15 protein-coding genes, 1 tRNA gene and 1 pseudogene are annotated in these 15225 nt (G+C 63.3%); 5 read left to right on the top strand and 12 right to left on the bottom strand.

The features are described 5' to 3' along the window. Nucleotides 1-39: 39 nt before the first annotated feature. The 9 genes from QA643_RS00590 to QA643_RS00630 all read right to left on the bottom strand — a co-directional run bounded on the left by QA643_RS00590 (nucleotide 40) and on the right by QA643_RS00630 (nucleotide 8841). Nucleotides 40-1728, bottom strand: coding sequence for a HAMP domain-containing methyl-accepting chemotaxis protein (locus QA643_RS00590; protein ID WP_283031282.1), 1689 nt, complete (start codon nucleotides 1726-1728; stop codon nucleotides 40-42). Between the two features lie 171 nt (nucleotides 1729-1899). Continuing rightward, nucleotides 1900-2361, bottom strand: coding sequence for a PTS IIA-like nitrogen regulatory protein PtsN (gene ptsN / locus QA643_RS00595; RefSeq protein WP_283031283.1), 462 nt, complete (start codon nucleotides 2359-2361; stop codon nucleotides 1900-1902). Nucleotides 2362-2590: 229 nt separating this feature from the next. After that, on the bottom strand, nucleotides 2591-3193 hold the full coding sequence (gene raiA, locus QA643_RS00600; protein WP_283031284.1) for a ribosome-associated translation inhibitor RaiA: 603 nt from the start codon (nucleotides 3191-3193) through the stop codon (nucleotides 2591-2593). Between the two features lie 93 nt (nucleotides 3194-3286). After that, nucleotides 3287-4921: an RNA polymerase factor sigma-54 gene (gene rpoN / locus QA643_RS00605; protein WP_283031285.1), complete on the bottom strand. Its 1635-nt coding sequence runs from the start codon at nucleotides 4919-4921 to the stop codon at nucleotides 3287-3289. A 206-nt stretch (nucleotides 4922-5127) separates the two neighbouring features. Beyond that, entirely contained in the window at nucleotides 5128-6141 is a 1014-nt protein-coding gene (gene lptB, locus QA643_RS00610) for an LPS export ABC transporter ATP-binding protein (RefSeq protein WP_283031286.1), read from the bottom strand. Nucleotides 6142-6335: 194 nt separating this feature from the next. After that, nucleotides 6336-7022: an LptA/OstA family protein gene (locus QA643_RS00615; RefSeq protein WP_283031287.1), complete on the bottom strand. Its 687-nt coding sequence runs from the start codon at nucleotides 7020-7022 to the stop codon at nucleotides 6336-6338. Then, nucleotides 7019-7750 (bottom strand): LPS export ABC transporter periplasmic protein LptC, encoded by a 732-nt coding sequence (gene lptC / locus QA643_RS00620; RefSeq protein WP_283031288.1) that lies wholly within the window; start codon nucleotides 7748-7750, stop codon nucleotides 7019-7021. The genes QA643_RS00615 and lptC overlap by 4 nt, the downstream gene beginning before the upstream one ends. A 130-nt stretch (nucleotides 7751-7880) precedes the next feature. Continuing rightward, nucleotides 7881-8495 carry a ribonuclease D gene (locus tag QA643_RS00625; protein WP_283031289.1) on the bottom strand — a complete coding sequence of 205 codons (615 nt, stop codon included), beginning with the start codon at nucleotides 8493-8495 and terminating at the stop codon, nucleotides 7881-7883. A 187-nt stretch (nucleotides 8496-8682) separates the two neighbouring features. Next, nucleotides 8683-8841, bottom strand: coding sequence for a hypothetical protein (locus QA643_RS00630; RefSeq protein WP_283031290.1), 159 nt, complete (start codon nucleotides 8839-8841; stop codon nucleotides 8683-8685). 200 nt (nucleotides 8842-9041) lie between these two features. On the opposite strand from QA643_RS00630, the gene QA643_RS00635 reads away from it, so the two are divergent. Beyond that, nucleotides 9042-9278: a hypothetical protein gene (locus tag QA643_RS00635; protein ID WP_283031291.1), complete on the top strand. Its 237-nt coding sequence runs from the start codon at nucleotides 9042-9044 to the stop codon at nucleotides 9276-9278. Between the two features lie 89 nt (nucleotides 9279-9367). Here the strand turns inward: QA643_RS00635 and QA643_RS00640 are convergent. Further along, nucleotides 9368-9454, bottom strand: a tRNA-Leu gene (locus QA643_RS00640). Nucleotides 9455-9617: 163 nt separating this feature from the next. On the opposite strand from QA643_RS00640, the gene QA643_RS00645 reads away from it, so the two are divergent. Next, nucleotides 9618-10586 carry a complex I NDUFA9 subunit family protein gene (locus QA643_RS00645; RefSeq protein WP_283031292.1) on the top strand — a complete coding sequence of 323 codons (969 nt, stop codon included), beginning with the start codon at nucleotides 9618-9620 and terminating at the stop codon, nucleotides 10584-10586. A gap of 147 nt (nucleotides 10587-10733) precedes the next feature. Here the strand turns inward: QA643_RS00645 and QA643_RS00650 are convergent, their stop codons facing one another. Next, the gene (locus tag QA643_RS00650) at nucleotides 10734-11540 is read right to left on the bottom strand and encodes an undecaprenyl-diphosphate phosphatase (RefSeq protein ID WP_283031293.1); all 807 of its coding nucleotides are present in this window, start codon (nucleotides 11538-11540) and stop codon (nucleotides 10734-10736) included. Between the two features lie 183 nt (nucleotides 11541-11723). Here QA643_RS00650 and QA643_RS00655 point away from each other — a divergent pair, with 183 nt between their 5' ends. From QA643_RS00655 to QA643_RS00665, 3 genes are all read left to right on the top strand, one after another. After that, the gene (locus QA643_RS00655) at nucleotides 11724-12416 is read left to right on the top strand and encodes a glutathione S-transferase family protein (RefSeq protein WP_283031294.1); all 693 of its coding nucleotides are present in this window, start codon (nucleotides 11724-11726) and stop codon (nucleotides 12414-12416) included. Beyond that, the gene (gene queG / locus QA643_RS00660; protein WP_283031295.1) at nucleotides 12365-13633 is read left to right on the top strand and encodes a tRNA epoxyqueuosine(34) reductase QueG; all 1269 of its coding nucleotides are present in this window, start codon (nucleotides 12365-12367) and stop codon (nucleotides 13631-13633) included. The genes QA643_RS00655 and queG overlap by 52 nt, the downstream gene beginning before the upstream one ends. Nucleotides 13634-13735: 102 nt before the next feature. Beyond that, entirely contained in the window at nucleotides 13736-14542 is an 807-nt protein-coding gene (locus tag QA643_RS00665) for an acyl-CoA thioesterase domain-containing protein (protein WP_283031296.1), read from the top strand. Nucleotides 14543-14670: 128 nt separating this feature from the next. Here QA643_RS00665 and QA643_RS00670 read toward each other — a convergent pair. Beyond that, nucleotides 14671-15142: pseudogene (locus tag QA643_RS00670) on the bottom strand (nuclear transport factor 2 family protein). Nucleotides 15143-15225 lie beyond the last annotated feature (83 nt).

The raw sequence follows: 15225 nt of genomic DNA on the forward strand, positions 1-15225 counted from the left end.
ATCGCCCGCGTATCGTCTCTCTAACAAGCTTTGGTCCGCCTAGGCCGCACGGACGGTGGACAGGAATTTCTCCACCTCACCCTTGAGATGATTGCTCTGCGCCAGCAACGAGCGGGCGAGACCGTGGACATGCGTCGATGCTGCGCCAGTATCGGTCGCCCCGCGGTTGACGTCGGTGATGCTGCCCGCGACCTGCGTGGCGCCCTGCGCGGCCTGCTGCACGTTGCGTGAGATTTCCTGCGTCGTGGCGCCCTGCTCTTCCACTGCTGAGGCGATCGCCTGCGAGATTTCCGCGATGCGGCCGATCGTGCCGCCGATCTGCTGGATCGCCGACACCGATTGATTGGTCGCCGACTGCATCTGGCTGATCTGCTCGCTGATCTCCTCGGTCGCTTTCGCCGTCTGCGACGCCAGCGCCTTGACCTCGGAGGCGACGACCGCAAAACCCCGTCCGGCTTCGCCGGCGCGCGCCGCTTCGATCGTGGCGTTCAGCGCCAACAGATTGGTCTGCTCGGCGACCGCGCTGATCATCTTCACCACCTCGCCGATCCTGCTGGCGGATTGGGCAAGATCGGAAATCCGCGCATTGGTCTGCTCGACCTGGCTGACCGCCTCGCGCGATATCTTGTGCGAATCCTGGACCTGGCGGCTGATCTCCGACACCGACGAAGCCATTTCCTCCGCGGCCGCCGCGGCCGATTGCGCATTCGCCGAGGACTGCTCCGAGGCGCTAGCGACCGTCGCCGACAGCACCTGGGTTACTTCCGCGGTCTTGGTGAGCTGTCCGGCGGAAGATTCGAGCTCGGACGAGGCGCGCGATACGGTCTGGATGATCTTTCCAATGACGGAATCGAATCCGTCCGCCATCTGCTGCATCGCGGCCCTGCGCTCGCCTTCCGCCTTCAACTTCAGGCCCGCCTGCTCCGCCTCCATCGACTGCACCCGCAGCGCGTTGTCGCGGAACACCTGCACGGCGCGCGCCATGGCGCCGACCTCGTCGCCGCGGCTGAGCGCCGGCACCGAGACGCCGAGATCGCCGCCGGCAAGGCCCTTCATCACGTCGGTCATTTGCGCGATCGGCCTGATAACGCCGAACGCCACGCCGAAAATACCGCCGCCGATGATGAGAAACACCGCGGCCGAAACAGCCCACAGCACGAAGGTAAAGGTGGAGACGCGGTCCGTCGCTGCGATTTCCGTCGCCGCGTTCTGGTCGTTGGTCTGCTTGACAATGTCGTCGATGATGGCGCGGTGCGCCGTGTAGCGCGCGGTGATCTCGGCGTAGGATTTCGCCGCCGCGGCGGCGTCGCCCTTGGCAAGCGCCGGCAACAGGCCGTCCTGGATCGCTGTCCAGAAGCGGCGCACTTCGCTGTCGGATTTCTCCACCAGCTTCGTCTTCAAGACCGGATCGAGGTCGGACTTGATCCAGAAATCGCGGCGCTCGTCATATTCCTTCTTGAGCTGCGCAATCCTGTCGCGGTGAGCGGCAAGCTGCGCCGGATCGTGCAGCACGAGGGTCGCCTCGAGATAGGCTTCGATGACGTATTCGGGCGGCGGCAGGATGTCCGCGATCAGATCGTTGCCGAGCTTGATCTGGTTATAGAGGGGACCGCCGACCTTGAGCTGCGACAGCCCGTAAACACTGGTGGCAATCACGGCGCCGAGGCCTAGCGCAGTAACCAGTCCGAAAATCAATATCGCGCGCGAAATCGTCAGGCGCAGCGTCATGGCAATGTTCTCCGGGCGAGTAAAAAAATTCCCAGCGCCCGAACTAACGGCCATTTAGCTTAAAATTGCGTTTAATTAGTTTACTACCGTTCAGAGAAGCCCACGCTTCGCTGCGCGGAACCGCGGCGTTTTTCGGGTTCGCGTGAAGAATATTCGCCAAAAACGAGCGATCTAGGCCGCGCTCGCCGGCGGTAGCGCGAGCACCGAATAGATCGCCTGGGCGTCGCGGGAGGCACGCAACTTCTTGGCAACGTCCACGTCGCGGAGCAGGCGGGCGATTCGCGCCAGGGCCTTCAAATGGTCGGCACCGGCCCCTTCCGGGGCCAGCAGCAGGAAGATCAGGTCGACCGGCTGGCCGTCCATCGCCTCGAAATCGATCGGACGTTCGAGCCGGGCGAATAGCCCGAACAGCTTTTCCAGTTTCGGCAGTTTGCCGTGCGGGATGGCGACACCATAGCCGACGGCCGTGGTGCCGAGCTTCTCGCGCTGCAGCAGCACCTCGAACACCGCCCGCTCGTTTTGGCCGGTCAGGACGGAAGCCCGTGCGGCCAGTTCCTGCAGCGCCTGTTTCTTGCTGATGACCTTCAATGCGGGGAGAATCGCCTCGGGTGCGACCAGATCGGTAATCGTCATGGGGCGTTCCGAGGTGAATTAACCGTCAGGTTGCGAGATAGGTTCTAGAACCGGGGCGTCAAGAAGGTGAGACAGGAGGCGGGCTTAACCCGGGTCCTGATTTGCACGGCTTCTACTCCAACGTACGCACGCTGCCAACTCCCGAAGGGCAAGTTCCTGCCCCCGTGCTTAAAGAGCCGCGGACCATAGGGAGAGCCATTCGGGGCGTCAATGCTTTCGGTCCCAGATGTCAGGGGGTAACCGCCGGCGGATCGACCCAGCCGACATTGCCGTCCGCCCGGCGGTAAATGATGTTTACCCGGCCGCTGGAGCCATGCTGGAAGACGAGGCAGGCGGCCCCCGTCAGGTCGAGTTCCAGGACCGCCTCGCTGACCGAAAGCCGCTTCAGCGAGGTCGTCGCCTCGGCAATGATGACCGGGCTGTAGGAGGTCACCTCCCCGTCCCCTTCCGCCGGCGCCTCGATGACATAGCTCGGCGCGTCCAACATCGGCCCGTCGAGCTCGGCCAGCGCCGCCGAGGCCGCATAGGCCTTGCGGGCGGAGCGATCCTTCAGCCGGCTCTTGTAGCGGCGCAGGCGCTTCTCGATCATCAGCAGCGCCTGGTCGGCGCTGGCATACGCGTCGGTGGCATTCGATTCGGCTTCCAGCGTGATCCCGGAATCGAGGTGCAGCGCGCAATCGGTACGGAAGCCGAAGCCGTCCTTGCTCAGCGTGATGTGCCCGGAATAGTTACCGTCGAAATATTTTCTCAAAACTTCATCGGTGCGCTCGCTGACGCGCGAACGAAGCGCCTCGCCGACACTGATACTTTTCCCGGAGATTCGAAGGGTCATTTGATGCCTCGCTTGATGCCTCGGCTACTCTGGTCTTTCCCGGATCGGCTCCACAGGGCGAAACGAGACTATCGCGATTTGACGCGAACGCAATCAGGCCGGAGCCGTATCGCGGGACCGGTCGGAGGAGGTGGCGGAAGCGGAAAGGGCATTACCGAGCATGCTTTGCTTGTCGCGGCGGCGCTGCACCGAGGAAGGAATACGCATGGCCTCGCGGTATTTCGCGACCGTGCGGCGGGCAATATCAATGCCTGATGCGCGCAATCGTTCCACGATCGTATCGTCGGAGAGAATAGCGTTCGCCGTTTCGGCGTCGATCAACTGCTTGATGTGGTGACGCACCGCTTCGGCCGAATGCGCCTCGCCGCCGTCGGCCGACGCGATCGAGGCGGTGAAGAAATATTTCAGCTCGAAGGTGCCGCGATTGGTCGCCATATATTTGTTGGCGGTGACACGCGACACCGTCGATTCGTGCATCTGGATCGCATCCGCCACCGCTTTCAGATTGAGCGGCCGCAGATGTGCGACGCCGTGGGTGAAGAAGCCGTCCTGCTGACGGACGATTTCGGTGGCCACCTTGAGAATCGTACGGGCGCGCTGATCGAGCGCGCGCACCAGCCAGGTCGCGTTCTGCAGGCAGTCGCTGAAATAGGATTTGTCGCCGTCCTTGCGGATCGTCTTCGACAGCTCGGTGTAATAGACCTGATTGACCAGCACGCGCGGCAGAGTGTCGCTGTTGAGCTCGACATGCCAGCCGCCATCGGGGCCGGGCCGCACATAGACATCGGGCACCATGGTCTGCGTGCGCGCCGAGCCGAAGCGCAGGCCGGGCTTCGGATTGAGGCGGCGGATCTCGCCGATCATGTCGGTGATGTCTTCATCGTCGACGCCGCATAATTTGCGTAACGCGGCAATGTCGCGCTTCGCCAGCAGGTCGAGATTTTCCACCAGCGCCTGCATGGCGGGGTCGTAGCGATTGAGTTCGCGAAGCTGGATCGCCAGGCACTCGCTCAAATTCCGCGCGCAGACGCCGGGCGGATCGAATTTCTGCAACACCGCGAGCACAGCCTCGACATCGGCCTGCGAGGCGCCGAGGCGCTCGGCGGCCTGGCCGAGATCCGGCGGCAGGTAGCCGGCTTCGTCGACGAGGTCGATCAGGTACTGCCCGATCATGCGCTCCGCCGGCGCGCTGAACGCCACCGCAAGCTGCTCGGCAAGGTGGCTGGCGAGCGTCACCTCGGCGGCGACGAAGGCTTCCAGGTTGTAATCGTCGTCGTTAGAGGCGCCGCCGCCCCATTCGGTGTAGGCCGTCGGCGCGGCATCCTGCGCGGCGCGCGCGGCCGCCTCGGCGGGCTCCTCGGAAAACACGTTGTCGAGCGGGGTGTCGAGCGTCTGCTCGATCTCGGCACGGCTGCCGAGGTCGCGGTTCAGCCAGTCCTCCTGGCCGGGCTCGAAGGCTTCCCCCGCCCCGGCGCTCATGTCAGAGGCATCGCTGCCATCTTCGCCAGAATCCCGGTAGTCGCCGCCCTCGATGGCCGGCTCGCCCGCGACCGGGGGTTCGGGGCCGTCGCTGGCGCGCTCCAGCAGTGGATTGCGTTCCAGTTCCTCCTCGACGAAGGCCGACAAATCGAGATTCGACAGTTGCAGCAGCTTGATCGCCTGCATCAATTGCGGCGTCATCACCAGCGACTGCGACTGGCGGAACTCTAATCTCTGCGTCAGCGCCATGGGGCCAAGAACCGATCCTAACAAAAGTTGGTCCGATTCTTGCTTATATTAGTCCCAAGCCCTTGTACACGTCTTGACGGATGCAAAAATTGGGCTATGGCGCAACGGCCGCAGGCTGAAACCGGCTTCCGGCCCCGACGCTCCGAGAATTATCGAACAAGCACAATAGTTTATCTGAAATCCGGCCGCATCCGGCGCGGCATCGGCTAAAGCCGGAATTCCTCGCCAAGGTAAAGACGGCGTACATCGGGATCGTTGACGATTTCTTCCGGACTGCCCTCGGTCAAAATCTGCCCGGCATAGACGATGTAGGCACGGTCGGTGAGGCCGAGCGTCTCGCGGACATTGTGGTCCGTGATCAACACGCCGATGCCGCGGTTGGTGAGGTGGCGGACCAGGTCCTGAATGTCGCCGACCGCGATGGGATCGATGCCGGCAAAGGGCTCGTCGAGTAGCATGTAGTTCGGACGCGTCGCCAGCGCGCGGGCAATTTCGACGCGCCGCCGCTCGCCGCCGGAGAGTGCGATCGACGGCGACTTGCGCAGCCTCGTGACGTTGAATTCGTCGAGCAGCGCATCGAGCTCACGCTCGCGCTTCTTGCGGCTGGGCTCGACCACTTCGAGCACGGCGCGGATGTTCTGCTCGACGGTGAGGCCACGAAAGATCGAGGCTTCCTGCGGCAAATAGCCGATGCCGAGCCGCGCGCGCTGGTACATCGGCAGCTTCGTCACATCATGGCCGTCGAGCTCGATCGCACCGCGATCCGCCTTGATCAGGCCGGTGATCATGTAGAACACCGTGGTCTTGCCGGCGCCGTTCGGACCGAGCAGGCCGACCGCCTCGCCGCGACGGACATAGATGCTGACGCCGCGCACGACCTGCCGCGTGCCAAAGCTCTTCTCCACGCTATGCACCGCGAGGAAGCCGGACCGCTTGATGAGTTGTGGCGCGCCACCGCCATTGGACCTGGCTTGGGGACGCGGCGGCGCGGGCCGCGGGCGAGGCTCGCGCGCCGTTTCGGCATCCGCGTGCTGCTCGGGCAGCTCAAGTCCAGGCAATGAAGCGGCGGCAGAGCGCGCCCTCGGCGCGTCGCGCACCGGGCTCGTCAGCATGTCGCCGAAGGAATCGCCGAGCGCCGTTATGTCCTCGCGCGAACGCGCAAACCCCGCAGGGCCGCGCTTCGCGGGACGTCGACGAAACATGCCGAGAAAATCCACCATCCCGCTTCGCTTAAGCCTTTCACGGTGATTCCGCGACGCGCCCGCCAGCGAAAAGCTTCGCTGGCGAACCATGAATGAGTGGATGTCCCCCGGCCGGTGAAACACCCCTCCATACCCCGCTCACGTAGATACAGGCTCGCACCATCAGCTTCAACCGCACGGGCCCGAAATAATCTTTAAGGCGCTGATCTGCCTTATTTTTTACCGGGAATCAGCGACGGTATCTGCATCGGCGGCTGCTTTGCGCCGCCCGAACCCGAGCCGCAATTCTCTCCCTGGATGAACATGCCCTGCACTTTGCCGGCGTCGGATTCAACACGCGACACGCCGGTGGTCATGTCGACCTTGAGGCGGTCGCCTTTCAGCACGTTCTTGCACTGGGTCAGCACGACACCGCCGACCATGGTGATGAGGTTGGCCCGCGTGTCGAAGATCGCCGTCTCGCCGGTGACGACCTGATCCTTCTGCGTCACCACGACCGAGCCCTTGGCTTCGAGGCGGCGGATCGACGAACTGCCGCCCGGCCCGGGCGTTGCCGATTGCATCGATCCGGATTTCGATCCTTTCGGCGCGGCGGGCTGCGGCGCGTCCTGTGCCGGGCCGGAATCATAGAACACGACCAGCGATTTCGAGGTCATGGTAGTGTCGCCCTGCACGACCTTCACATTGCCGGAAAAGGTTGCTTCCTTCTTCTTGTCGCGCATTTCGAGCGACGCCGCTTCGATCTGAATCGGCTGATCGCGGTTCTGCGTAAAGCCCTGCATCGCATTCGGCACGCCGGACATCGCGCCCTGGGCGCGCGCATCGCCGGCGGCGAGCAGCGCGAGTGCGAGCGCTGCGGGCGCAAAGCTGCGCGAGAACAACTGCATCATTGATATCATTTCGTGTTGGTGGACTTGCCGGTGACAGACCGTGTCCTCGGTGGTGGTACCGGTTCAGGCTCCGGCTCGGGCGCCGGCGGGCTTTCCATAATCAAGTTCATCACGACGTTACCTTCGAAGCGAACGATCTCGCCGCTGTTGATGATCCTGAGCCTGTCCGCAGTGAGCGTGCCGTTCAGCAGTTTGACGTCGACATGCTCGTCCGACGTCACCGTCCCCTTGTTGATGTCGACATAGGCCTGCGAGAGTTTCGCTTCATAGCCGGTGGAGGATTGCAGGAAGATGTCCTTGCGCAGGTCGAGCATCTGCTGCTTGCTGTCGAAGAAGCCCGTGCGCGCATCCATCGTCACCGTGCTCTTGTCCTCCATCATGACCTTGGCGCGCAGCGTCCGGAGCTCGACCTGATCGGGATTGGCGAGATCCTGGATCGCCGCCTTGGCCCAGAGTTCGTAAGGCCGCTGGTCGGTGGAGAAACCCGCCAGATGCGGCGTTTCCATGGTGATCTTGGTGCCTGATACGACGAGATTGCCCATGTCGACCGGCAGCTTCACGATCTCCGTGATGCGAAACGGGTTGAAGACAGCGATGAGGACGATGACCGCCATCGACAGCGCCACGGCCGCTGGCACCGCGACCCGCAGCATCCGCACCATCCGGCTGTGGCGGGCGGCCGCGGCGAAGCGGACCTCCAGTCCGGGGTCGTAAGCGGGGTTCTGTACCGAGTTCACCGAGGCTCCAAAGACGCCAGCAAAGCGTCATTCTACCCGCAATCGCGGGATTATGCAGCCCGGACACTCGCGATCAGTATGTCGGAAACGGGGCGGAAGCGGCCTCCCGGACCGCTTCAAACGGCCTCGTTCACGAATGCGCGAAGATGTCTTCAGCCTCCCAGCCGCCGAGATCGAGCCTGGCCCGGGTCGGCAGGAAGTCGAAACAGGCCTGCGCCATCGCGGTGCGGCCCTCGCGCGCCAGCATGGCATCAAGCCGCTCGCGCAAGGCATGCAGGTGCAGCACGTCGGATGCGGCATAGGCGAGCTGCGCCTCACTGAGAGCAGCGGCACCCCAATCGCTCGACTGCTGCTGCTTCGACAGGTCGATATTGAGCACCTCGCGCACCAGGTCCTTCAGGCCATGCCGATCCGTATAGGTGCGCGTCAGGCGCGAAGCGATCTTGGTGCAATAGACCGGCTGCGGCATCACGCCAAAGGTGTTGTAGAGCACAGCGACATCGAAGCGGGCGAAGTGAAAGATTTTCGTCACGTTCGGATTGGCCAACAGCGCCTTCAAATTCGGCGCATCGGTGTGGCCTTGCGGGATCTGGATGACATCGGCGCTACCGTCACCATTGGACATCTGCACCACGCAGAGCCGGTCGCGATGCGGATTGAGTCCCATGGTCTCGGTATCGATCGCCACCGAATCCTTGTAACGGGACAAATCGGGCAGATCGCCGCGATGCAGGCGGATGGTCATGAAAAAAGCCTCGTGTCTCAGTCGATTCGACTTAAACACTAGCGTCGGCCGCCGCCGGAGGCGAGCGGCTGGGCACGGCTTATAGGCCGGAATTGGCGGATTGGTGGAAATTCTGTCTACTTCGCCGGGCGTTCGGCTGCCTTCCATGGAAGCCGGCATTGCCGGCTTACTTCATAATGCCGGTCGCTCAGGCCGGCTTGGCGCCGGACGATGTCGGGGGCTGAAGTTCCGGGCTATTGGCCCACCGGTCCAGATTTTCAATGACGTTCGCATGGCTCGGCCGCCGCGGGGGCGGCTGCTCCCGTTCCTCGGACAGCTTGCGCGGCAGCTTGATCTTCTCGGTCATGGCCAATCTCCACCATCATACAGCGTAACGCGCGGCGAGAGATTTTATCAAGCTATAACACATTGTTTTTACTGATGTATTTAACTAATTTGGCGTGAGAGCCTAGCTTAGTGGAACCAACACCGAAGACGGAAGTTGAGTAAACCACTCAATCATCTCATTTTGCGTTATTCTGGGATTTCCGATCTGGGATTATTCCGATGCCCGACGTCAGGGGAGAACGACTTCAGGTCATGCTGTCGCCAGATGAGCTGACGCTGATCGACGATTTCCGCTTCAAGCACCGCATGCCAACGCGGGCGGCCGCCGTCCGTGAGTTGTTGAAACTCGGCCTCACCGTCAGTGCGTCCAATGCTGACGGCGCAAAATCCAGCAGTTATGGCGTGTTCGGGCGCGGCCCGGATGGCCATACCGGCGATTCGGATTCCGCGACGTAAGCTCAGGTGCGGTGGGCGCGCTCAAAGTAGCGATTGATCCGCCGCCGGGAAGGCGCCGCAGCCGGCATTCAACCTGCAAGCGTGTGTAGTGGTGCCCAGGAAAGGACTCGAACCTTCACGGCCGTGAAGCCACTGGCACCTGAAGCCAGCGCGTCTACCAATTCCGCCACCTGGGCACGTGCATTTAGGCACGTGGCGCGCTTAGTAAGGATCGGTTACGCGCTTGTCAAATTGCTTCAACGCGATCCGAATAGGCTGTACAGCGGGGCCGTGTTGGCGTATCGCGAATCCGCTAAATCCCCTGATATCTTTCGAATTTGACCGGCAGGAATTGACCCGATGGCATCGAACCTGGAAACGCTCGTCACGGTTTTTGGCGGATCGGGGTTTCTGGGGCGAAACGTGGTCCGGGCGCTGGCCAAGCGCGAATACCGGATCCGCGTGGCGGTGCGGCGGCCCGAGCTCGCCGGACACCTGCAGCCGCTCGGCCGGGTCGGCCAGATCCATGCGGTGCAGGCCAATGTGCGCTATCCGGCTTCGGTCGAGGCCGCGATGCGGGGCTCCGAGATCGTCGTCAATCTGGTCGGCACGCTCTTCGAGAGCGGTGCGCAGACGTTCGATTCGGTCCAGACCAAGGGCGCCGAAACGATCGCCCGGGCGGCAGCCGGTGCCGGCGCCCGGATGGTGCATGTATCGGCGATCGGCGCCGACGCGAATTCGCCCTCGGCCTATAGCCGCGCCAAGGCGGCCGGCGAGACCGCCGTGCTGGCGGCCGTGCCCTCGGCCACCATCCTGCGGCCATCGCTGCTGTTCGGGCCCGAGGACCAGTTCACCAACCGCTTTGCGGCGCTGGCCCGGATATCGCCGTTCCTGCCGCTGATCGGCGGCGGGGTGAACCGGGTGCAGCCGGCCTATGTCGGCGACGTCGCCGCCGCCATTGCCGATGCGGCCGACGGCAAGACCAAGGCGGGCGGCGTTTACGAGCTCGGCGGGCCGGAAGTGTTGACCATGCGCGAGATCATGGAAATCATTCTCCGCATCACCGACCGCAAGCGCATGCTGCTGTCGCTGCCGTTCGGGCTGGCACGGACACAGGCGATGTTCCTGCAATTCGCGCCGGGAATCTTCAAACTGACGCCGGACCAGGTGGCGATGCTGCAGTCCGACAATGTGGTCTCCGATGCGGCGAAGGCCTCAGGGCTAACGCTGGAAGGGCTCGGCATCACGCCGGAATCGCTCGAGGTGATCGCTCCGCAATATCTCTGGCGCTTCCGCGCCGCCGGGCAATTTCAGCGAAAGAATGCGTAATAGCCGTCAACCCTCATGGTGAGGAGGCGCGTCAGCGCCGTCTCGAACCATGTGGCCCCCGCTGCTGCATCTCGGCTTTCATCCTTCGAGACGCCGCTGCGCGGCTCCTCAGGATGAGGTCCAACACCACTTCGCTCTTTCCAGAGACTACTTCCCCAGCGCCAGCGCGATCAGGCCGAGCGTGCCGACGATGACGCGCCACCACGCGAAGAACGTGAATCCGTGACGGGTGACATAGGTGAGGAACGTCTTCACCACGATCATCGCGGTGATGAAGGACACCACGAAGCCGATCGCGAGGATGCCGACGTGATCGACCGTCATCTCGGCACGGTTCTTGTAGAAATCATAGGCGAACGCGCCGACCATGGTCGGAATCGCGAGAAAGAACGAGAACTCGGCCGCCGAGCGCTTGTCGGCGCCGAGCAGCATCGCCGCGACGATGCTGGCGCCGGAACGCGACACGCCGGGGATCATCGCCACGCATTGCGCGATCCCGATCCACAGATACATCATCAGGGGATAGCGCGTGGCGTCGTCTTCGTGCGGCTTGAGATCGAGTTGATCGACCCACAGCAGGATCGCGCCGCCGACGATCAGCGTAAAGTTCACCACCCATGGATTGAACAACAGCTCCTTGATGTACTTGCCAACGGCGAGGCCGACGACGACGGCCGGCAGAAACGCCACCAGAACGCCGACGACGAAACGGCGGTCGTCGGGATTGGTGAACATGCCGAGCGCGACGCGCGACAATTTCCCGAAGTAAAGCGCGACGATGGCGAGGATCGCGCCGAGCTGAATCAGGATCACGAAACTCTGCCAGAACGCGCCTTCGCCGAGGCCGAAGAAGCGTTGCGCCAGCAACATATGGCCCGTGGAGGAAACGGGGAGAAATTCCGTGATACCCTCGATGATGCCGAGAATCACTGCCTTCACTGCATCAGACATCATGCTGCGGTCCGTCCTGACTGAAAAAGCCGCGCCCTTCTCGCCTATTCCCCCCTATGCCGCAATCGCAAAAAAACGCCAAAACACCATTGTCTGGCGCATTTGCTTGGCTAGTGTCCGATTCGCATGACGCGGCCTGAGGACCTTAAAGGTTCCCTCAGCGCCGCGATTTTACCTAGGGATTTCATGTACACGCTCTACCATCACCCGTTCTGCCCGCATTCGCGCTTCATTCGCCTCGTGCTCGGCGAACACGGCCTTGACCTGCGGCTGGTGGAAGAGCGGGCGTGGGAGCGGCGTGAAGGGTTTCTCCTGCTCAATCCGGCCGGCACGACGCCGGTGTTGATGGCCGAGGGCTTTCCGCCGATTCCGGGCGCCGGCATCATCGCCGAATATCTCGACGAGACGCATGGCCTCGAGGCGGGCGACCGCCGGCTGCTGCCGGCCGCGATGGGCGAGCGTGTCGAGGTGCGCCGGCTGATGGCGTGGTTCAATGAAAAATTCTTCGAGGAGGTCTCCAATCCGCTGGTGACCGAGCGCATCTACAAGCGTTTCATGAGCGAGGAGAATGGCGGCGGGGCGCCGTCGACCGACGTGATCCGCGCGGCCAAGGTCAATGTGCGCTATCATCTGGCCTATATCGGCTGGCTGGCGCAGACGCGGAACTTCCTCGCCGGCGACCGGCTGACCTACGCGGACCTCGCCGCCGCGGCGAACCTTTCGGCGATCGACTATCTGGGCGATGTGCCATGGCACGAGGACGAGGCGGCAAAGGCGTGGTACGCGCGGGTGAAATCCCGCCCGTCGTTCCGTCCGCTGCTCAGCGAGTGGCTGGCGGGCGTGCCGGCGTCGCGGACCTACGTGGACCTCGACTTCTGAACAAGACCGCCCTCTCCGCCACCGACCTGAAGGCCGCGCTTATCCGCGAAGCAAAGACTCTCGGATTCGATTGCATCGGCGTCACCGATCCCGACGCGATCGGGGATGCAGCAAAATATTTTCGCGAATTCCTCGCTGCCGGCGCGCATGGCGACATGGACTGGCTGGCCGCGCAGCCGGAACGGCGGATGGACCCGCGCGTGCTGTGGCCGGGCGTGCGCTCGATCATCATGCTCGGCGTCAATTATGGCCCCACCGAAGATCCGCTCGCCTTGCTGACGCAGCGCACGCGCGGCGCGATCTCGGCCTACGCGCAAGGTGATGACTATCACGACGTCATCAAGAAGCGTCTGAAGACGCTGGCGCGCTGGCTGGCGGCCGAGACCGGCGAAGATGTGAAGGTGTTCATCGATACCGCCGCGGTGATGGAAAAGCCGCTGGCGCGGGCGGCCGGGCTCGGCTGGCAGGGCAAGCACACCAACCTCGTCTCGCGCGAGTTCGGCTCATGGCTGTTTCTCGGTGCGATCTTCACCGCATCCGACCTGCCGCGCGATGCCGCCGAGCGCGACCATTGCGGCTCCTGCAACGCCTGCCAGGAGATCTGCCCGACCGCGGCGTTTCCGGCGCCCTACAAGCTCGATGCGCGGCGGTGCATTTCGTATCTGACGATCGAGAACAAGGGTCCGATCCCGCACGAATTCCGCAAGAGCATCGGCAACCGCATCTATGGCTGCGACGATTGCCTCGCCGTCTGCCCGTGGAACAAGTTCGCGCAGGAGGGACGCGAGGCGAAACTCGCCGCGCGTGCCGAGTTGCGCGCGCCTTCGCTGTCCGAACTGGCGCAGCTCGATGACGCCGCATTTCGCGCGCTGTTTTCAAAATCGCCGGTCAAGCGCATCGGCCGCGACCGTTTTGTTCGCAACGTGTTGATCGCAATCGGCAACGCGGACGACGCATCGCTTGCTGTCGAGGCCGAGCGCCTGCTCGATGACGCCAGCCCGCTGGTGCGTGGCGCCGCGGTCTGGGCGCTGTCGCAACTGGTGGAGCGGGAGAGGTTCGACGCGCTGGCTGCAAAGGCGCTGGATGCGGAGACGGATGAAGAAGTCCGCGCGGAGTGGCGGCGAACCTCCGTCGTCATGCCCCGCCACCGGGTCTCGCCGAAGGCGAGCCCGATGACAGGCTCCGGCGGGGCATCCAGTACTCCGAGGCATCTGTGATGAACCGGTATGTCCCAGCGTACTGGATAGTCCGCTCCAGTGCGCAATTGCGCACAAGGCGGACGATGACAGGTGAGACGAAATCCGTCATGGTCGCCAGCCATGACAAAAAACCAGCCTTTCTTCACGCATAATCGCGATACCGGCACCTTCATGCCCACGCCGGTTTCGAACGGCCCGTGGGACGCCAATTCCCTGCACGGCCGCGTCGTCATCGGCCTGCTCGCCCATGTGATCGAGCAGCGCCACGGCTCCGACGAGTTCGTGCCGGCGCGACTTACCGTCGACATGTTTCGTCTGCCAAACATCACGACGCCGATCGAGGTTAAGACAAAACTCGTCCGCGACGGGCTGCGCATCAAGGTGGTGGAGGCCGAGTTCTTCAGTGGCGGCACCAGCATGGCGCGCGCCTCCTGCCAGTTATTGCGCAAGACGGAAAACGCGCCGGGCAATGTCTGGTCACCCCCGAACTGGGACGCGCCGAAACCGGCGGATATTCCAAAGCCCACCGATCCCCGCCTCGGCATGAACGGCAAATGGACCACGCGGCCGATCGTCGGCCAGATGGGCTCGCTCGGGCCGCGGCGGCTATGGATGAGCGAGGTGCGCGAGCTCGTCGAGGGCGTGCCGATGTCGCCCTTCGTTCACGTCGCGACCGGCGCGGATTTCGCCAGCCCCTTCGCCAATGCCGGCGACCAGGGCCTCGGCTACATCAACAGCGACGTCACGCTGTACCTGCACCGCCTGCCCGTGACGCCCTGGATCGGCTTCGAGGTGGTCAACCATCACGCGTCAGACGGCGTCGCGATCGGCGAATGCTGGCTCTACGACGAACAGGGCCCGATCGGAACATCGACGGTCGCGGCGCTGGCGCAGCGCAAGCCGATGACGAACGTGCCGCCGCCGTAGCTCAATCCCGTCATGCCCCGCGAAGGGCGGGGCATCCAGTATTCCAGAGGCCTTAGAGAATAGATCGAGGCGTCACGGCGTACTGGATCGTCCGCCTTCGCGGACGATGACGGCCAGAGCGTGCGTTGTCACTCCACCAAATGCCGCTTCATCTCCGGCCGCGCCTTTAGCGCTGCGCCCTGCTTCGCGACGATCTTCGCGATCCGCTCCGGCGCGAACTTCAGATCGACAAACGCCGGCGCGGTATTGGCGACCTCGTGGTACTCCGCGATCTTGCCGCCCATGCAGGTGCATGATCGCGACGCCCTCGAACATCGCCCGCCCGCCGTTCGCTTCCGGCAGCGTCGACCGGTAGCTGAAAGTGTAGCGCGCGTAGAGCGTCTCGCCGTTGCTGACGGGATCGTGCATGTCCCAGCGAAAATCGGTGGCCGTGCGGTAGAACCAGTCGTCGATCATCTCGGCGATTTTCGCGCGGCCTTCGAACGCGCCGTAGAACACGTCGTGATAGACGCCGTCCTCGGTGAAGAGATCCGCGAATGCTTTTCCGTTACGCTGCTCGACGGCGTCGCAGAAGGCGCGGAGCATGGTGGATGGGTTCATTGTTTTTGTCTCCCTCCCCGGATGTCATGCCCCGCGAAGGCGGGGCATCCAGTATCCCAGAGAAAGCGACTTCAATCGATAGG

The sequence above is a fragment of the Bradyrhizobium sp. CB3481 genome (assembly GCF_029714305.1).
GTDB lineage: Bacteria > Pseudomonadota > Alphaproteobacteria > Rhizobiales > Xanthobacteraceae > Bradyrhizobium.

Coding starts and splice junctions, on each gene's coding strand:
- QA643_RS00590 (WP_283031282.1), bottom strand. CDS start 1,728: ATGACGCTGCGCCTGACGATTTCGCGCGCGATATTGATTTTCGGACTG.
- ptsN (WP_283031283.1), bottom strand. CDS start 2,361: ATGACGATTACCGATCTGGTCGCACCCGAGGCGATTCTCCCCGCATTG.
- raiA (WP_283031284.1), bottom strand. CDS start 3,193: ATGACCCTTCGAATCTCCGGGAAAAGTATCAGTGTCGGCGAGGCGCTT.
- rpoN (WP_283031285.1), bottom strand. CDS start 4,921: ATGGCGCTGACGCAGAGATTAGAGTTCCGCCAGTCGCAGTCGCTGGTG.
- lptB (WP_283031286.1), bottom strand. CDS start 6,141: ATGGTGGATTTTCTCGGCATGTTTCGTCGACGTCCCGCGAAGCGCGGC.
- QA643_RS00615 (WP_283031287.1), bottom strand. CDS start 7,022: ATGATATCAATGATGCAGTTGTTCTCGCGCAGCTTTGCGCCCGCAGCG.
- QA643_RS00625 (WP_283031289.1), bottom strand. CDS start 8,495: ATGACCATCCGCCTGCATCGCGGCGATCTGCCCGATTTGTCCCGTTAC.
- QA643_RS00630 (WP_283031290.1), bottom strand. CDS start 8,841: ATGACCGAGAAGATCAAGCTGCCGCGCAAGCTGTCCGAGGAACGGGAG.
- QA643_RS00635 (WP_283031291.1), top strand. CDS start 9,042: ATGCCCGACGTCAGGGGAGAACGACTTCAGGTCATGCTGTCGCCAGAT.
- QA643_RS00645 (WP_283031292.1), top strand. CDS start 9,618: ATGGCATCGAACCTGGAAACGCTCGTCACGGTTTTTGGCGGATCGGGG.
- QA643_RS00650 (WP_283031293.1), bottom strand. CDS start 11,540: ATGATGTCTGATGCAGTGAAGGCAGTGATTCTCGGCATCATCGAGGGT.
- QA643_RS00655 (WP_283031294.1), top strand. CDS start 11,724: ATGTACACGCTCTACCATCACCCGTTCTGCCCGCATTCGCGCTTCATT.
- QA643_RS00665 (WP_283031296.1), top strand. CDS start 13,736: ATGACAAAAAACCAGCCTTTCTTCACGCATAATCGCGATACCGGCACC.